Annotated in this window: 11 protein-coding genes; 5 read left to right on the top strand and 6 right to left on the bottom strand. The window is 71.8% G+C overall.

The window, feature by feature from the left end; all coding sequences use genetic code 11:
* Positions 1 to 62 precede the first annotated feature (62 nt).
* From SD455_RS13645 to SD455_RS13625, 5 genes are all read right to left on the bottom strand, one after another.
* Complete coding sequence (locus SD455_RS13645) at positions 63 to 1,163, bottom strand: ATP-grasp domain-containing protein (RefSeq protein ID WP_445508447.1); 1,101 nt, start codon at positions 1,161 to 1,163, stop codon at positions 63 to 65.
* The gene (locus tag SD455_RS13640) at positions 1,160 to 3,946 is read right to left on the bottom strand and encodes a glycosyltransferase (protein ID WP_445508446.1); all 2,787 of its coding nucleotides are present in this window, start codon (positions 3,944 to 3,946) and stop codon (positions 1,160 to 1,162) included. Before SD455_RS13640 ends, SD455_RS13645 begins: the two co-directional genes overlap by 4 nt.
* On the bottom strand, positions 3,943 to 6,852 hold the full coding sequence (locus tag SD455_RS13635) for a glycosyltransferase (protein WP_311026108.1): 2,910 nt from the start codon (positions 6,850 to 6,852) through the stop codon (positions 3,943 to 3,945). The genes SD455_RS13640 and SD455_RS13635 overlap by 4 nt, the downstream gene beginning before the upstream one ends.
* The gene (locus SD455_RS13630; RefSeq protein ID WP_445508445.1) at positions 6,849 to 7,328 is read right to left on the bottom strand and encodes a hypothetical protein; all 480 of its coding nucleotides are present in this window, start codon (positions 7,326 to 7,328) and stop codon (positions 6,849 to 6,851) included. Before SD455_RS13630 ends, SD455_RS13635 begins: the two co-directional genes overlap by 4 nt.
* A 275-nt stretch (positions 7,329 to 7,603) precedes the next feature.
* A complete protein-coding gene (locus SD455_RS13625; protein WP_445508444.1) occupies positions 7,604 to 10,069 on the bottom strand; it encodes an ATP-binding protein in 2,466 nt (821 codons plus the stop codon).
* 200 nt (positions 10,070 to 10,269) lie between these two features.
* On the opposite strand from SD455_RS13625, the gene SD455_RS13620 reads away from it, so the two are divergent.
* From SD455_RS13620 to SD455_RS13610, 3 genes are read left to right on the top strand one after another with little or no spacing between them, the layout of a single operon-like run.
* A complete protein-coding gene (locus tag SD455_RS13620) occupies positions 10,270 to 10,725 on the top strand; it encodes a hypothetical protein (RefSeq protein ID WP_445508443.1) in 456 nt (151 codons plus the stop codon).
* 8 nt (positions 10,726 to 10,733) lie between these two features.
* Positions 10,734 to 12,368, top strand: a complete 1,635-nt coding sequence (locus SD455_RS13615) for a glycosyltransferase (RefSeq protein WP_445508442.1) — start codon at positions 10,734 to 10,736, stop codon at positions 12,366 to 12,368.
* The gene (locus SD455_RS13610) at positions 12,368 to 13,522 is read left to right on the top strand and encodes a hypothetical protein (RefSeq protein ID WP_445508441.1); all 1,155 of its coding nucleotides are present in this window, start codon (positions 12,368 to 12,370) and stop codon (positions 13,520 to 13,522) included. Before SD455_RS13615 ends, SD455_RS13610 begins: the two co-directional genes overlap by 1 nt.
* Positions 13,523 to 13,534: 12 nt before the next feature.
* Here SD455_RS13610 and SD455_RS13605 read toward each other — a convergent pair whose 3' ends face one another.
* A complete protein-coding gene (locus SD455_RS13605; RefSeq protein WP_445508440.1) occupies positions 13,535 to 14,797 on the bottom strand; it encodes a sugar-transfer associated ATP-grasp domain-containing protein in 1,263 nt (420 codons plus the stop codon).
* Between the two features lie 110 nt (positions 14,798 to 14,907).
* On the opposite strand from SD455_RS13605, the gene SD455_RS13600 reads away from it, so the two are divergent.
* Together SD455_RS13600 and SD455_RS13595 are read left to right on the top strand one after the other, a co-directional pair.
* A complete protein-coding gene (locus SD455_RS13600) occupies positions 14,908 to 16,599 on the top strand; it encodes an asparagine synthase-related protein (RefSeq protein ID WP_445508439.1) in 1,692 nt (563 codons plus the stop codon).
* Between the two features lie 9 nt (positions 16,600 to 16,608).
* Positions 16,609 to 17,055, top strand: a complete 447-nt coding sequence (locus SD455_RS13595; RefSeq protein ID WP_445508438.1) for a hypothetical protein — start codon at positions 16,609 to 16,611, stop codon at positions 17,053 to 17,055.
* Positions 17,056 to 17,100 lie beyond the last annotated feature (45 nt).

Genomic DNA, 17,100 nt, shown 5'->3' with positions numbered 1-17,100 from the left:
TAAACGCCTCCGCAGACCTCTCCGGGCGGACGGCTGGGGGTTCTCAACTGCTGGAAGGCCGTTCATCGGCCGGCCAGCATCTCCTCCAGCATCGCCGCCGCCACGTCCCGGGGCGGGCCGTAGCCGGGCACCTGATTGATGGAGAAGTTGGCCGAGGTGTTGATCTCGATGACCGTGGCACCCTCCGGAGCGCCCAGATCCGGGACCAGCAGGTCCACCCCAGCGGCCCGCAGGTCCGGGAAGGCGTCCACGGCCCGGACCGCCAGATCCAGCAGCTGGGGATGGATCTGCTCGGTCACGTCCACGGTGACCCCGCCCTGGGAGACGTTCGCCGTCCCGTTGAGGAAGACCACCTCCCCGGGCGCCGGGACGTCGTCGAGGGCGACGCCGCGACGCCCCAACAGGCCGACGTCCAGGTATGTCGGCCGGGACGACAGGTACGAGTGCACTGTGCGGGCCTGCTCATACTCCTCGGCCAGCGAGGCCACGCTGCGGGTGCCGTCACCGATCACGTGGGCCGGCACGCGCACGGTGGCTGCCACGGCGCGTCGGCCGACCACGAAGACCCGGGTGTCGACTCCCGCCACCTGCTGCTCCACGATGATCTGCTTGCGGCTGGACTCCCGGCGGGCCAGCTGCCAGGCGGCCCGCAGCTGCTCCTCGGTGCGCACCTCCACGCTGACCCCGCGGCCGGCGTTGCCGTCCACCGGCTTGACGACGACGTCGCCCGCCGACCCTGCCTGCGTCTGGTCGGCCCACCAGGACACCGCGGACTCCAGCCGCTTGGCACCGAAGTGCCGCCCCTGCGGCACCGGCAGACCCGCCCGGGAGAGCAGATCCTTGGTGAGGGCCTTGGACCCGGTGGTGCGCACGGCGGAGTACCCGGCCAGGGTGCTGATCAGCCCCACCGTGCCGCCCACGCAGCGGCCACCGTCGAAGAAGTAGCTGGCCTTCTCCGCGTCCCTGACGGTCAGTCCGCGTCGCACCGCCTCCTGTTTCAGGGCTCGGCGGTGCCCCGGCCAGGAGGGCACCGGGGTGAACTGCAGATGCCGATGTGCCAGCTGAGTGCGCACGAAGTCCAGATTCGCATCGCCGGTCCGCTCGGCGGACTCCGGCGATGCGGGGTGCTCTGGGAGGTCGAGGCTCTCTGCTTGGTCAGTCATCGGTCTCCCCTCCGCGCTGCGCGGGCGGCCGCAAGGTCGTCGAAGAACGCCAGCGCCGCCGGATCGGTCCACTCGTGGTCGCCGTAGAAGGAGAGGATCTCCGCGATCGCCTCTGCGGCCTCCAGCCACTCGTCCTCCGACACGAGCCGGAGCTTCTTCAGGTACCAGTTGACCGTGTAGCCCTCGAACCGCGTGCGGCGGTAGGTCTCCAGCAGGCCGTGCTCCCGGAGCCAGTCCGCCCGCGCCCGGTCCAGCGGCACGTACTTGCGGAAGTACCGCGGAGACACCGAGTTGACCATGGAGCCGGCCACCTCGCTGTAGTAGGCGTTGACCGGCACGTCCACCGTGCGGATCCGGCGGGCGCGGTGCATCATCTGCTGGGCCAGGAAGTTGTCCTGTCCGGCCGCGCCCTGGGGCTGCACCGGCTGCAGCCCCTGCAGCCAGGCGGTGCGCACTACGGCGGAATGGATCCGCAGCGAACGGAAGCCCCACAGCTCGTGGGGGTTCTGAGGCAGCACCACGGTGCCGTGACCGTCGAGATGTTCGGCGAAGATCTCCCGGACCTCCGCATGGTGGTCCAGCAGCTGGTGCCGGGTGGACCAGCGGGTGAAGTTCCCCACCACGAAGTCCACCTGCGGATGGGCGTCCAGATCGGCCACGAGCTTCGCCAGCCCGTCGGAGACCATCTCGTCGTCGGGATCCAGGAACGCCAGGTGCTCGGTGGCGGCCAGCCGCACTCCCAGGTCACGGGGCCGCGACGCCGAGCCCGAGCCACCGACGGCGAAACGGTACGCCGTCACGTTCGGATGGCGGCGCGCCAGCTCCTCCACGGTCTCCACCGTGGCGCGTCCCCGGGAGCCGTCGTCGATGAGCAGCACATGCATCTGCTCGAAGATCGAGGAGCGGCGCAGCGAGGCGAACGCCTTGTGCCGCAGGTGCTCGCCGTTGTCGAAGACCGGGATCACCACGGTCAGCCGCAGGCCCAGCCGCTCGGCGGTGCGTCGCACCTCGGCGGCGACGGCCTCGACGTCGTCGTCACCGGTTCGGCCCTGGAGGCTGACCCGCTCCTCGGCGGGGCGGTGCCCGAATCCGTCGCTCGCGTACGCCTGCACGCTGCGGGAGATGTGCTCCAGCCGCTCCGCGGAGAGCAGGCGATCCGGTCCGGGACGCCACCAGGCGCTCAGCGTGAGGTCCTCCACCCCCACCCGGTGACGGTGGGAGCCGGTGTCGGCCCGCAGGATCTCCGCCTCCTCGGCCTCCGAGCCTCCGATCGCCAGCTTGGTGGAGACGCAGTCCCGCTGGTGGGAGAACGTGGCCAGATGGTCTGCTGCATAGGTGGCGCCATAGCGTCGGCGCGGGCTGACCGGCAGCAGCATGTCCACCTCGGAGGAGCCCGCCGCAGCGCGCCGGGAGAGCTCCTCCCAGCTCACCAGCTCGACGGCACCGAGCGTCTGACCGGCCAGATCATCGGCCAGGACGTCGGTCGGCTCCTCCGCGACGGCGAGCACACGACGCACGGAAACCTCGCCCGGCGCCTGCGTCACGGCTCCGGAGACCCCTGCGACCGCGGCCAGAGCCCACAGCCGGTCGGCGGCGTGATGCTGCAGGAACGCAGTGCGGATGCCGTCCCCCTGCGCCCGGCGCAGCTCGGGAAGCGTCAGCACCTCCAGCGCGGCGGCCACATCCTCGGGAGACTGGGTGATGTGCACATGCGGATGGGTGGAGTTCACCCCCTGGCTGTAGGTGGAGAGCACCATCGTGCCCGCAGCCTCCAGCTCCAGGATCCGGTCGCTGAACATCGTCTGCGAGGCGACCGCCGAGTTCAGAGCGATCCCCAGATCGGCGGCCCGGTGCAGCCGAGCCACCAGGTCGCGGGACCTGGTGGTGGTCAGATACGGGGTGCAGTGCGGCGGCCAGGCCGTCTCCCCGGTGCGGGACGGGTCCTGGGAACGCCGGTCCATCAGGGCCAGCGGACGTCCGGAGTCCAGCACACCGTCCAGCAGCCAGGTGGCATACTGCCGACGCTGCGGGAACAGCCGCTCATGCCAGGTCCCGAAGAACGGGATCAGGTCCGTGGCCGCCGGTCGGCTGCCGATCGGCGAATGGTGCAGCGGGTTCACTCCGAGGGTCAGCAGCCCCACCGACTCCGCCCGCGGGCAGTCCTCGGCGTATCGGTCCAGATGCTCCGCCGTAGTGGTCAGCACATGGTCCGCTTCGGCGGCCACGCGCCGCCACTGCGGATAGAAGCGGGGCACCTGCGTGCCCCAGAAGACCACCGGGACGCCCAGTGCCCGCACATGCGGCAGGATCTGCCCCACCAGCAGCTCTCGCTGCAGGGAGGTGGCGTCCTCCAGCTCTGCCCAGCCGCCGTCGGGCCCGGACACCACCGGGGTGATGAGCATCAGATCCGGAACGCCGGACTCCTCCAGCTGGGTGCGCCAGTGGCGCGGAGTCAGCGGGGTCAGCTCGGCCAGCCCGGAGAACGTGCGCAGCAGCGGCTCGTCACAGATGACCGCGACCCGCAGGCCGGTGGGCGGGGCGGCGATGCCGTGCTCGCCGGCCGGCAGCTCCTCCAGCACCGGCGTCAGCTGGTCGATGAGCTCCCCGACGTCCTTGGCGTCCCGAGCGAAGGGGCTCGAAGGGTGCGGAGCTCCCTGACGCAGCAGCGTGCGACGCAGGGACCGCTGCGAACCGCCGCCGGCGACCAGGCCGTCCAGGGCCCGGAGTCCAGCGTCCAGCTCCTCGATCCGGGAGGCGAACTCTCCGGTGGGCGGACGGGTCATCGAACGTTCTCCTCACCGGTCCGCAGTGCGTCATAGAAGGCCAGGATCTCGGGACGGTCGCCGTCATAGCCCCCGTACAGATCCACGATCCAGGCCAGGGTCTGGGCGGCCTCCAACCACTGATCGGCCGGGACCCCTGCCAGCTTCTTCAGATACCAGGTGACCAGATAGTCCTCCAGGCGGGTCCGCCGGTACGCCTCGAGGAGGCCGACCGACCGCAGCCACTCGCACCGGTCCCGTTCCAGCGTCACATACCGGTGGAACAGCCGGGCGCTGACCGTGTTGACCGTGGAGTCGCTGACCTCGCTGTAGTAGGTGTGCACTTTGGTGCGCACTGGTCGGATGCGTCGGGCGTAGTGCAGCATCTGCTGCGAGAAATAGGAGTCCTGGCCCACGCCGCCCACGGGCTGTCGGATGCCCAGGGCCCGCAGCCAGTCGGTGCGGGCGATCATCGCCTGGATGCTGAACGGCATGAACGCGGTGCGGGTCAGCACGTCGTCGTCGCTGAGGAGGTTTCCCTGCTCGTCCTCCTCCATGCCTTTGGCCAGGCTGCTGAGGAACTTCACCGTCTTGACGTTCTTCTGGCGCCGCCGGGTGGGGGTGTTCCGCCACAGCGTCATGTGACCCAGGGCGAAGTCGACCTCCGGGTGATCCACGATCTCCTCGTAGAGCCTGGTGTATCCGGACTCCACGGCCTCGTTGTCGGGATCCAGGTAGGTGACGAACTCGGTGGCGGCCAGCTGGAGGCCCGTGTTCCGTGGGCGGGAGGCGGAACCCGAGCCGCCCCGGGGGTGGTGGAAGGCGGAGACGTTCGGATAGGTGTGCGCCAGGTCCTCCACCGTGTCCGTGGTGGCGGCATCGGTGGAGCCGTCGTCGATCAGCAGCACATGCATGGTGTCGAAGATCGTGGAGCGGCGCAGGGAGGCGAAGCACTTGTGCCGCAGATGGTCCCCGTTGTTGAACACCGGCACCACCACGGTGAGCGTCAGCCCGTACTGCTGGGCCACGGCGCGGAACTCCCGGCGGGCCCCGTCGAGGTCGTCGCCGAGGACCGGGTCCGGTGCGGGGCGGCGCGGGGTCAGGATGCGCCGGGCCAACGGTCCGTGCGCGGAGTGGCCCAGCTGGGCGGGGTCGGCGTTGGAGAACACCAGGTCGTCCTGGATGTCCTTCAGCGCCTGGGCCACGCCCGAGAGCTCCCCGGTGTTCGGGGAGATCGTCACCGCCCGGTTCGCCGGGTGATGGTTCAGGTGGTCCACCGCGTAGACCCTCGCCTCGCGCGCCCGGGAGGCCAGAGCGCCGGGGGAGTCGACGCCGTCGACGCTCGGGCGCCACCAGGCCGTCAGCTCCAGTCGCCGGATCCCGCTGTGGTGGCGGTGGGCGTCGTCGTCGGTCTCAGCCGCGGTGCCCTCCAGCTTGGTGGTGATCCCCGCCGACTGGTAGGCGAAGGCCGCCGCATGGTCGGCGGCGTATCGGGGGGTGTAATGCCGATCCGGGGTGACCGGCAGCAGGATGTCGTAGTCGCCGTCGTGCTGGGCCAGGCGGTCCCAGGTGGTCAGCGGGATCTCGGAGTGCGTCTGCTCGGCCATCTCCCGCGCCAGCGCCTCGGTGGGCCGGTCCGTGACCGCCAGGATGCGCTCGCTGTCCTGTGGCGGCGTGACCCCGGCGGCACGGGCGATGGCGGCCAGCCGGTTGATGGCGTGGTCGTCCAGGAACACCTTCCGGATGCCGTCACCTTGGACGCGCCGCAGCTCCTCCAGGGTGATGGAGTTCAGCATCGCGGCGACGTCGTCGGCAGAGTTGGCGATGTGCACCTGCGGGTAGAACGAGTTCACACCCTGGTTGTAGGTGGAGATCACCATCGTCCCGGAGGCCTGCAGCTCCAGGACCCGGTTGGCGAACATCGACTGGGAGGCGACCACCGAGTTCAGATTGACCGCCACATCGGTGACCCGCTGCAGCTCCATGAGATCCTCGCGGGGCTGGGCCGGCGCGATGTAGGGAGCGTAGCCGCGGGGGTAGCTGTAGCGACGGTCGTAGGGGCTGGGCTCGAAGGCGGAGTGCCGGTCGATGATCACCAGCGGGTAGCCGGACTGGATGACGCCGTTGAGTGCCCAGGACCCGTAGGTGGTGCGCTGCGGGTACTTCTCCGGCAGCCAGGACCCGGCGAAGTGGATCAGCTCTCCGGCGGCCGGACGGGAGCCGATGGGGGTGTGCACCAGGGGGTTCACCCCGAAGGGCAGCACCCCGATGCTCTGCGCGTCGGGGCAGTCCCGCTCATACTGGGGGACCATCTCCTCGGCGGTGGTGAGGATGTGGTCGGCGGCCTGGGCCAGGGAGAGGAACAGCTCGTAGTTCGGCGGGTCCTCCTTGCCGTAGTAGACCACCGGGACGCCGTGCTCGCGGAAGGTCCGCATGATGACGTCGGTCAGCTGCCGCCGTCGCCAGGAGCCGGGCCGGGCGTTGCCGATCCAGGACTTGCCGTCCACGCCCTTCCATGTGGCCGCGACCAGCAGGAGGTCGGGACGGTTCTCCTGCGTGAGGTGGGCCCGCCAGTCCTTCGGCTTCAGCGGCAGCAGGTCCACCAGGCCGTCCATGGACTGGTAGAAGAAGCTGTCACAGACCACGGCGATGCGCAGCCGACTGTGGGGTCGGGAGATGCCCATCTCCCCGGCAGGCAGCGCCTCCATCGCGGGCCGGATGCTCTCCAGGAGCTCCTCCGCGTTGAGCGCGCCGTGGGTGAACGGGGTGGCGCGCAGAGGGGAGAGCTGGCGGAAGCGGGAGTCTTGGAGCAGATCCTCCAAGGGGGCCGTCGCGGCCGCCGGTTCGGAGCTGAGCGTGTCGAAGAGCTCCAGCCCCTGCTCGAGCTGAGCGATGCGGTACTGGAGGGTGTTCGGCTCCGACGTCATCGGCCGGCGCCTCCGGCGAGGCGCTTGAGACGGTCCTTCACGGGGCGGGGCAGGCGGCGGGCCGCGGCACGGGCCGCGCGCTTGGGGTCGGTGGCGGCCACGGCGACGGCGCGCCGGGCGCTGCGGGTGAACCGGGAGGACAGCTCCGGGGTGTTCCGGCGCAGATACTTCACGTCCCGGGTGAGCTTCTCCACGTCCTTGGAGAGCCGCTCGACCTTCTTGGTGAGCTGGCGGTCGGCCATCTTCTCATCGATGCTGCGGGACAGGTCCTTCAGCACGCCCTCGACCTCCAGGCGGTGGAAGGTGTCCAGCTGCTTATAGGCCCACTGCAGCTCGCGCAGCAGGGCCCGGTGCTGCTCGAGGAGCTGCACCACCAGGGGGTCCAGCTGGTCGCCCGAGGTCGGAGGGGTCAGCTCCGGCACGGGCTTCAGCTCCTGTGTGCGCTCATTCGGGGGTTCCGTGACCGTTCCCGTCATAGCTGCTGGACTCCTCATGGTCGGCCTCTGCGGCGACGGAGCGCATCCTTGCTGCGTCCCGTCCGGGAAGCGTCCGTCCATCCGCATGCGTGATTCTGCGACTGGGGCCGGCCCCTGAGCAGGCCACAGTCGCTCTCAGTCTACAAACCCGCCCGCCGCGCCGGTAGGCGAGGGGCCGGGGCAGGACCGTCGTGATGCCTGCGAGGAGAGTCTAACGCGCGTCGGTGACAGGGCCGGCCCGCCGGAGAGGCCTCATCACCAGGACCGCCCCGCCGTCAGCCCAGCAGCACGGCGTCGGCCCGGGGTCCGCTGCGCGAGGAGAGGAGCAGGCAGGCGAGCAGCGCGAGCTCGGCGGGTCGGCCGGAGACCTCCGCCCGCAACGTGGCCTCCTCGCGGTCGACCTGGGCCGCGTCGCACCGGCAGCCGACGACGGCGGCGCGGTCCTCCAGCCGTTGAGCGGCCTCTTCGGGTGCCGGGACCCCGAGGGCCACCAGCTGCCGGGTCTGCTCGATCGGACCTGCTTCCGTGCCGGCGTCCCTGTCGACGAGTCCGGCACGGTCCAGCTCCTGGCCGACGAGCGTGCGGGCCAGGGACAGCGCATCGCGGTACCCGTCGGCGCTGAACGTGCTCAGCGGCCGCGGCGGCGCGATGTCCTCCACCACCACGGTCTGCTGTGCCCCCAGTGGAGCCTCCGGGTCGCTGACGGCGAGTCGGACCTGGGCCAGCGACACGCCGGGGACCTCGGCGAAGGCCCGCAGCGCCATCCCGCGCAGCCCGGGGGAGAGTCGCTCCACAGGGATGACGGTGCCGCCGTCGGGTCCCGGTTCCACCGCGGCCAGCACGGCACTCTCCGTGGTGAGCAGATCCACGCGTCGACCGGGTCGGCAGGAGGAGACGATCACGGAGCGTCGTCCCTCCTCGGCCCTCTCGCGTGCGGCGGCGGCCAAGGCGGCCGCATCCTCGGCGACGGCGTCGTCCGCGCTGCCGCGCGCCCCGATCGCCACCGGCCAGCCGAGGGTCTCGGCGAACTCGGTCATCAGCTCGACGGCGCCGACGCGGAACCGGCGCCACTGCGGCGTCGGCACCCCGCGGGCCTCCAGCACCGGCCACAGCACCGCACGATCCCGGGTCATCGACCCGCCGCCGAAGGTGGCGCCCACCGACCGCATGTGGGTGAAGGGGACCGAGGGCACATCGGGGCCCGGACGGGTGCCGCGTGGCGACGCGGCCAGAGAGCCCCCGGGCAGCGCTCGGGTGCTCAGCCCGGCCTCCAGCAGGGCGGTGTGGACCAGCCAAGTGTCCTCCTCGTGACCGCGCAGCGCGCCGCGGGCGGCCTCCCCCGGCAGCGGCTCGGCAGTGGAGACCGACGGGGCGCCGTCGGGCAGCACGGCGAAGCCGCTCTCCGCCGGGGTCGGGCAGGGGCGTGACTCGATGGTGCGCACGGTCGAGCGCGCCGACCCCTCATAGGCCAACGACAGGAAGACGCCCACATGCTCGGCCGGGCCCGCGACCACGGCCCGCGCCGTGCGCTCGTCGAGGCGACGATACGTGCCGCGCAGTCCCATCGCACGGGCCTGGTCGGTGAACCACTCGGCGTGCTCGCGTCGCGGCAGCCGTCCGGTGATGGTCATCTCCACGCTGAGGATGTCGGCCTTCTCGGTCGTCTCAGCCTTCTCGGTCTTTTCGGCCTCGTCGCTCTCCGGCGTGCTCAGCCGCAGGCCCGCCGCCGCGGCGGCCCGCGAGACCATCTGCGCAGCGACCGGGAGCGCCGGACCGTAGACGGGATACTCATGGGAGTCGATGGCCGGCACCGAGTTGATCTCGCAGATCGCGGCCCGCTGCTGGTCCACGGGTCGGGTGATGTCTTCGATGAGGAAGTCCACTCCGGCCGACCCGAGGCCCGGGATCTGGGCAACCGCCCGGCAGGCGGCATCGATCAGGGACGGGTGCATGTCCTGGAGGACCTGCTCATGCTCTCCGCCCTGGTGCGTGTTCGAGCCGTAGGAGTACTCCACCCGGACGCCCGGCTCCAGGACCGTGTCGAGGGCGGCACCCTGCCGGGCCAGCAGCCGCTCCAACGGCTCACCCCGGGGGATGGGTCGCCCGATGAGATGCGGGTTCATCTCGCGCAGGCGCTGGCGGGCGTCGATGAGCTCCTCCACAGTGTGCTCACCGTCGCCGACGACGGCGCCGCGTCGGCTGATCAGTGCGGAGACGGCCACCCCCTCCAGCACGATCACCCGGTAGGCCTCGGCCTCGATGTGCTCCTCCACCAGGACCTCCCGGGCCCCGCGAGCCGCATCCACGGCCGCGCGGAATGCCCAGCGCAGCTCTTCGGCATCGCGGATGCCGGTCACCACGCCCCGGCCTTCAGCTCCCTCGACGGGTTTGCAGACCACCGGCCAGCCGATCTGCTCCGCGAATGCCAACGCGGCCTGCAGTCCGGTCCGGGAGAAGCGCCGGCCCCGCGGGGCGGGCACACCGGCCTGCTCGAGGAGCAGCCGGGTGGACTGCTTGTTCCGCGCCACCGGCGCCGCCGGGTTCGAGTTCAGCACCGAGCCGGTCCGCGAGAACGCCATGCGCTGGCCGGCCGGGTCGGCGGCGGTGAAGGTGAGGGCGCCGCTGCGCAGCGTGGTGAGTCCGTGCCGGAGGCATTCGCGCTCCAGCAGGACGGTGCTCAGCGGCCGCTTCCCGAAGGGGGCCATGTGCGCAGCGATCTCGTAGGCATGGGGTTCCGTCACGCCGCCATCATGGGGCCGGATCCTGGGTGGTCGCTGGAGGTCCGCTGACCGTGCGATGCATGCTGCGGCACGACGTGGCCGCCCGTCCTGATCAGTGGCTGTGAGCCGCCTCTCCACGCGGTGCGGCGGCGACGCGGCGGGCCTCGGCTCTGATATGAATGATGCTGTCGATTCCGGACGAACCATGGAGAGTGGGACAGGTGATGATGATCGGTCGGCGACTGCGCCGGATGCGCCTGCTGCTCGCGGTGTTCGCGGCCACGGCGGTGGTGTCCCTCGGGGGCGTCGTCGCGATCCTGCTGGGCCAGGACACGGTGGGGCTGGTCGTGCTGCTGCTGGCCACTCAGGGGCTCATCGCCGGCTGTGCCGCGGTGATCCACCGGGCCGTCCTGCGCACCAGGACCCGTTCTGACGAGGGACGGGTCGGCGAACCGCGTCCGGAGATCTCCCCGGAGGACGTCATCGCCGGCGTGCGGGAGGAGCTCGAGGCCCACGGGGCCAATGAGCAGCGCCTGGCGCAGCTGCTGCAGCAGCAGGAGGCCGCCCAGGCCCAGATGCGGCGCAGGCTCTTCGACGAGTCCTTCCCCGGCGGCGCCGGTGGGTCCACCGGATCCACCAACGTCTCGGCCGCCCCGCGGACTCCCGAGCAGGGCTGAGGGCGGCCATGGCTCCAGTCCCGGCCGGCCCCGCGGACACCCCCGACGTCGACGTCGCGATCCTCTCGGACTTCCGCCTCCCCGGCGGCACCACCAGCAGCATCGCCGAGGAGGTCCGAGCCCAGTCAGAGGCGGGGATCAGCACCGCCCTGATCCACGCGGCGGGCTCGATCACCAATTACCCCAATCCGTGGAGCACCCACATCCAGCGCATCCTGGACCTGCCGGGGGTGCGGATCGCCTCCGCCCGGGCGAGGCTCCACGCCCGGGTGCTGATCATCAGGCACCCCACCGTCATCTACAGCACCCTCTCCGCCTTCGAGGGGCTCACCGCGGATCATGTGATCATCGTGGTCAACCACGCCGCCGTCGACGCCGCCGACACGTGGCACTATCCGGTCGAGGCCACCGACGCCCGGGTCCGCCGTCTCTTCGGTGTGGAGTCGGTGTGGGCGCCCATCGGGCCGGTGGTGCGCCAGACCGTGCTCGACCAGACCACCCGGGTCCCGCTGCGCGAGACCGACTGGGTCAACATCTTCCGCACCACCGGGGAGGTGCGCCGGCGCGCCGGATTCATCGGCGATCGGCCGGTGATCGGACGGCACTCCCGCCCCCAGCCCGGCAAGTGGCCGGCCACCGGGAAGGACATCCTGCAGGCCTATCCGGACTCCCCGGACTACCAGGTGGAGATCCTCGGCGGTGCCCAGGTGGCTGAGCACAAGCTCGGCTATGTGCCGTCCCGTTGGCATGTCATCGAGTTCGGCGGCGAGGAGCCCACGCACTTTCTGGAGCGCATCGACTTCTGGGTCTACATGCACCACCCTGACCTCAAGGAGGCCTTCGGGCGGGCCGCGATGGAGGCTCTCGCGGCCGGCTGTGTGGCGATCATGCCCCCGTACCTGGAGGAGCTCTTCGGCGACGCCGCCCTCTATGCCTCCCCCCGGGAGGTCCGTGGCCTGGTGGACGAGTACCGCGCGGACCGGGAGAAGTTCCTCGCCCAGTCCGCCCGCGCTCAGGACTTCGCCCTGGCCTTCAGCCCGGAGATGCACATTCGTCGGCTCGAGGAGCTGGGGGTCCAGGCGCCGGGCGTCGCGGCTCCCGCCGATCCCTACGACCTGCCCGCCCGCCCCGGCCCGGCCCTGCTGATCGCCGCCGATGCGGAGACCGACCTCCTCGACGCCGCCCAGGCCCATCTGCACCAGGGGCGCCCCGTGCTCCGGGTGGAGCTGACCGACACGCCTGGCCGACGTGCGACGCACGCCGCCGGCGCGGCGGGCGGCGGGGGAGCCGGCACGTCGGTGCTGCAGCTCAGCACCGCGGCCGGGCTGCAGACCGATGAGCAGACCTGGCAGCGTCACCTGCAGGACGGGCTGCGCCGCCTGCTGCGCGTGCACCGACCCGGTGAGGTCACCGTGGTGGGGGAGCATGTGCCGGACGCGGTGCTGCGGGCTCTGGCATGGTCCGACATCCCCGGGATCTGGGTGCGGGGCGTGGGCGGCGACGACGTCGCCCCGGATCCGCGCACCGCCAGCTGCTTCCGCCGGGTGCTGTCGCCCGCGGAGGTGGGCATGTCATCGACCTCCGCCCTTCCAGCAGCCCGTGAGTCCCAGCCCATCGCCACCCCCGGACAGGAGACCCGCTGATGCCGACCTCCGGCCCGTCGAACAGTGCCCCCTCAGCCAGCGCCGAGCAGGGCGCCCCGCGAGATGAGGAGCTCCGCGGCGTCGTGCCGACCGAGTCCTGGTCCGCGAGCCTGGAGTCCTGGGCCCGAGCCCGGCACGGGGAGAAGGTCCTGACCGTGCCCTCCACCATGGACTTCGCTCCGCTGGGGACTCTGCGCCCGCAGACGTTCTACGAGCTGCCCGTGGTGCTGGCGGTGATGACCCGACGCACGGCGTCGCTGCATGCCGCGCTGACCCGGGCCGTGGAGATCATCCGGGAGGCGACGTATGCCTTCCGCGCCGTCGTCGTCACAGACGTGCCCACTGCCGAACCCATCCGCACAGTGGACTGGACGGTGGAGCACCTGCTGGGAGAGGCCGACTGGGCCGCTCTGCAGGAGCAGAACTGGCTGCCCGCCGCCGTCGACCACCTCGAGTGGGCGCGGCGTCAGTACGGGGCCTCGTTGGTGCTCGCGCCTGAGACCCCCGACCAGGTGCTGGCCGAGGTGGCCCGGGTGGGCGCCTTCACCCGTGCTCCGGAGAAGATCCTCGACACCGCTGGGGAGCTGGCCCGCGAGTCGCTGGCGCTGCACGGCGCCGGCGAGACCGCGGGCGAGGATGCGGCAGGGGGTGTGGAGCAGTCCCTGCGCGGCTGGTGGGCCGACGCGCTGCAGGACGGCATCACCCGTCGGGTGCGCCCGGGAGGAGGCTTCTCCGCGGAGGTCTCCGCGCTCGCCGGGCCCGGCGCCGGTGTGCTGGTGGCCGACGGGGAGACGGCCGGGCAGGCGCTCCAGGGCTGGGCCGCGGAGTCCGGATGGACCGTGGCTCGGCTGACCGGCTCCGGCGGGACGAACCCTGCCGATGTGCGCCTGCACCAGGCGCTGGTCCGCGCGGCAGGCGAGGGCCTGCTCCAGGCCGTCCAGGCGGCCGGGCCGGTGCTGCTGATCACCGATCAGGCTGACGCGCAGACCACCGGCACGGACGGCGTCGTGGTGCTCCAGCGACCCGAAGCGGAAGGGACAGGCTGGTCAGCCCGGCTGCAGATGTCCTACGGCGCCTCCACTCGGATCCGAGCCGCCGAGCTGCCCTCGGCGCTGGACCGGCTGCGGCGGATCCACCTGGCCACCACGCTCTGAGCGGCCGCCGGTTCAGTCGCGCCGCTTCGGCACCACGCCGCGCTTCTCGAAGTACCGTCGCACCCGCTCGTCGGCCAGCAGCGGACCGTGGACCTGCAGCACGTTCATCCCGGAGTTCACATTGGCCTCCAGGATGACCGGGCCGGTGGGGCTGATGATGATGTCCCAGCCGATGTACTCCATGAAGCTCAGCCGCCGGGCCCCGTCGAGCACCAGCGCCTTGGTCTCCTCCCAGAACGGGACGACCGCGCCCTCGATCTGCGCCCCCGAGTCCGGATGCACGCTGTGCCACACCGGGGTGTGGTCATCCGGCAGCTGACCCGCCCGGGACAGCGTGCCCGTCTCCAGGTCGATCTTCGCGCTGAGGCCCCCCTGGGTCCAGTTGTCCACATGGTTGGACCGCGAGGTGCCGATGCGCTGGACGGCGACGGCGACGAAGGGCTCCTTGCCCCGCGCCAGGTCCGGCATGGTCAGGACCCGCAGCGTGTTGGTGGACTCCGGGTTCAGCCGCGCCTGGTCAGGGGCCTGAGGGACCGCCGCCTCGAACAGCATGGGCTTGGGACGTGCCTCGATCCAAGACGCCAGCTCGTCGAAGTCACAGTCTCGGCCGTTCATCCGCCAGCCGTCCTCCGTGCGTCGGATCGCGACGACGAACCGGCCCTCGGCGCCGCGCAGCGGCTTCACGAACACCCGCCGACCCACCTCCAGGCGGGTCTGCAGGAACTCGCGCAGCGGGACCTCGTCGTCGTTCGGGAAGACGCTGACCTCGCCGCGCGAGTAGAGGCCCAGCAGGGGCACCACATCGGAGTCCAGGCCCAGCTGGTTCATCAGCAGGAAGAAGGAGAACTTGTTGTCCAGGACCTCCTGCAGGTGCTCATGCACCATGCGCTTGGTGCGCGTGTAGCGCTGCACATCGGTGACGTAGTCCAGCTGGTCTGCGTTGGGCAGGTCGTAGAGCGTCACGGAGCGGGACAGGAACCCCTGGGCCCACCACTGGGGGCGCCGCATCGTCGGCGAGGTCTCCCAGCGGAACTCCTTGCGGAGGAACTTGCGATAGTCCTGCGCCCAGCGCCGGGACTTGCGCAGCTCCTTGCGCCAGTTGCGGCGCTTCTGGCCGGCGCGTCGCGCGATCTGCCGGGACTTGCGGACCACTTTGCGCGGAAGGGACGGGGCCGGAGGCGCGGGCGATGTCGCCGGGCGGGCCGCACCCTGGCCGGCTGCGCCGTCGGCGGCGCCCTCCGAGGGGTGGGCAGAGGATTCCCGAGCGGATTCCATGGGGTGTGGTCGCCTCCAGGTGAAGGGGTTCTCGAGCGTTAGGATCGTACCAACCCGAGGCCTCGGTCTCGGGAGGACGCACCTGAGACGCCGACGTGAGATGAGGCCCTGTGGCAGAGACGACCCGAGTCTGCGGGATGCTCGGCGCCGGCGACCCGGAGCGCGTGCACCGGATGGCCCGCGCCGCGGGGATCGGCGCCGTCGTCGTCGACCGCCCCGGCCTGCTGCTCATCGGCAGCCAGGGGCTGCGTGCCCGGCCCGCGACGACCGGGGAGGCCTGGATCTTCTCCACCGCCACCCCGGACCCGGCGGCTTTCGGGCTCTCCGGCGGCTGGGAACAGGCCGCCCGCGACGGAGACGTCGCCGGGGTGGCCCGCACGCCCGAGGGCAGCTCCGTGCTGCACGCCTCGCTCTCCGGGGTGCAGCCGCTCTACGTGGAACAGACCCGAGACGCCGTCTACTTCGCCACCCGACTGGACCTCCTCGTGGACACCGCCTCGGGCCCGCTGACTCCGGACTGGAACGGGTGGGCCCAGATCATCGGCATCGGCGCCCCGCTGGCCGGGCGCACCACCGTCTCCGGCATCCGCCGCCTGGGGCCCATGGAACACCTCGACGTCGCCCCCGGGGGCTCCGCGCGCAGCGGCCGCGCCGCCTGGCCCTGGGAACAGATCACGCCGGAGCCCGGGCTGACGCCCGAGGAGCTCACCGGTGACGTCGTGGACGCGCTGCGTGACCAGGTCGGCCAGCACGCCGCGGGCGGCCCCCTGCAGCCCATGCTCTCCGGCGGGCGCGACTCCCGCATGCTCACCGGTCTGGCCCGCGAGGCCGCCGTCGCCGCCGGGACGGCCCCGGCGGCGCTGACCGCCTGGACCACCAGCTCCGACACCGGCACCACCCTGGAGGAGCTCACCGCGGCCCGCATCGCAGCCGACCTGGGCATCCGTCAGCGGATCGTCTCCGGCCGGCACGAAGGATTCAGCCAGGACTTCCTGGACTACGCCGAGCTCACCGGCCACCAGGCCTCATTCCACGTGTGGCTGATGCCCGTGGCCCGTGAGCTGGCCGCCCAGGCCGGAACTGTGCTGGACGGACTCGGCGGCGGAGTGTTCCTGGGCGGTGGATTCCCCGACGACCCCCAGGCGCTCGCCGACGGTGCCGGGCCGCAGCGGCTCCTCGAGACCCGGTTCGGCCGCCTGGCGCGCTACCTCCAGGTGGCCGAGGAGCTGCTGGCTCCGGGGGCGGCGGACCGGCTGGCCGCCGCGGGCCGAGAGGACTACACGCGCATCGCCGAGCCGTTGGCGGACCATCCGCAGGGGGCCACGCTCACCGCCTACCTGACCCGCACCCTGCCCGGGATCAGCATGGCACCTGCCGCGGTGCTCGGCGGCAGCCGGCCGACGGCGGTGCCGATCATGGCGCACCAGGTGGTCTCCCAGGCGCTGCGGCTGACCCACGAGTCCAAGCGGGAGGGCCGCTGGTATCCGGACCTGCTGCGCCGGGTGCGCCCCTCCTTCGGGGAGATCCCCACCGCTGCGGATCTGACCACGGTGCGTCAGCATGTGCGCCGTGGAGCGGCTCTGGACGCCGCCGTCTGGTACCGGGAGCTGATCCTGGGCTCCCCGGTCGCCGTCCTGCTGGGGGAGAAGCTGCGCGACGGCGACGCCGAGCTGTGGCGTCGCCAGCTCGCCCGCACTCGGGCTCAGCACCTGATCCGCGGACTCGCCCTGCTGGCCCTGTGGCTGCGCCGGTATGAGGACCGGCTGACCGAGACCGACCCGACCCCGCTGCTGCGCGGCTGAGGAGGAGCCATGACCCCTGAAGCCGATCTGGCGGCACCGCTGATGCTGGACCCGCGCCATCTTGACTCCGAGGCGCTCGACCCACACCTCGTCGACGACCTCGTCCGGGCCGAGCAGCAGGGGGTGCCGTCCGTCCTCTGGGTCACCCGGGCGGAGGACCTGTCCGTGCCGGTGGCCGCTGTGGTCACGCACGTCGCCGTGCCGACGTCGACCGAGGCCGCCCTGCAGCAGGAGGTCCGCGGGCGCGTCGGCCCGGAGCGGATGCTTCTGGCCCCAACCCTCGAGGCGGCGGGTGAGGCGGTGCGCGCCCAGCGGGAGCAGGAGCGGGCCCGTCGGGAGGCCGAGCGCGCCCGGGTGGCCGCGGATGGGGGCCCGCTGCTCCGGCGTGTGGCCCGGCGTCTCGTCCGCCGGGTGCGTGGTCGGCCGGCGTCAGCATCACCGGGCTCGGGGCGCTGACCAGGCGGTGGATGACCGGCCCCGCGCGGTGCCCAGGCCGGGACA

The sequence above is a fragment of the Nesterenkonia sp. K-15-9-6 genome (assembly GCF_052656005.1).
Note: the sequence above shows the minus strand (reverse complement) of the source record. Positions and strands in the feature narration are given on the sequence as shown.

Excerpts from the sequence above, each read along its gene's own strand:
- SD455_RS13595 (WP_445508438.1), top strand. The coding sequence starts at position 16,609 with ATGACCCCTGAAGCCGATCTGGCGGCACCGCTGATGCTGGACCCGCGC.
- SD455_RS13645 (WP_445508447.1), bottom strand. The coding sequence starts at position 1,163 with ATGACTGACCAAGCAGAGAGCCTCGACCTCCCAGAGCACCCCGCATCG.
- SD455_RS13615 (WP_445508442.1), top strand. The coding sequence starts at position 10,734 with ATGGCTCCAGTCCCGGCCGGCCCCGCGGACACCCCCGACGTCGACGTC.
- SD455_RS13640 (WP_445508446.1), bottom strand. The coding sequence starts at position 3,946 with ATGACCCGTCCGCCCACCGGAGAGTTCGCCTCCCGGATCGAGGAGCTG.
- SD455_RS13635 (WP_311026108.1), bottom strand. The coding sequence starts at position 6,852 with ATGACGTCGGAGCCGAACACCCTCCAGTACCGCATCGCTCAGCTCGAG.
- SD455_RS13610 (WP_445508441.1), top strand. The coding sequence starts at position 12,368 with ATGCCGACCTCCGGCCCGTCGAACAGTGCCCCCTCAGCCAGCGCCGAG.
- SD455_RS13630 (WP_445508445.1), bottom strand. The coding sequence starts at position 7,328 with ATGACGGGAACGGTCACGGAACCCCCGAATGAGCGCACACAGGAGCTG.
- SD455_RS13605 (WP_445508440.1), bottom strand. The coding sequence starts at position 14,797 with ATGGAATCCGCTCGGGAATCCTCTGCCCACCCCTCGGAGGGCGCCGCC.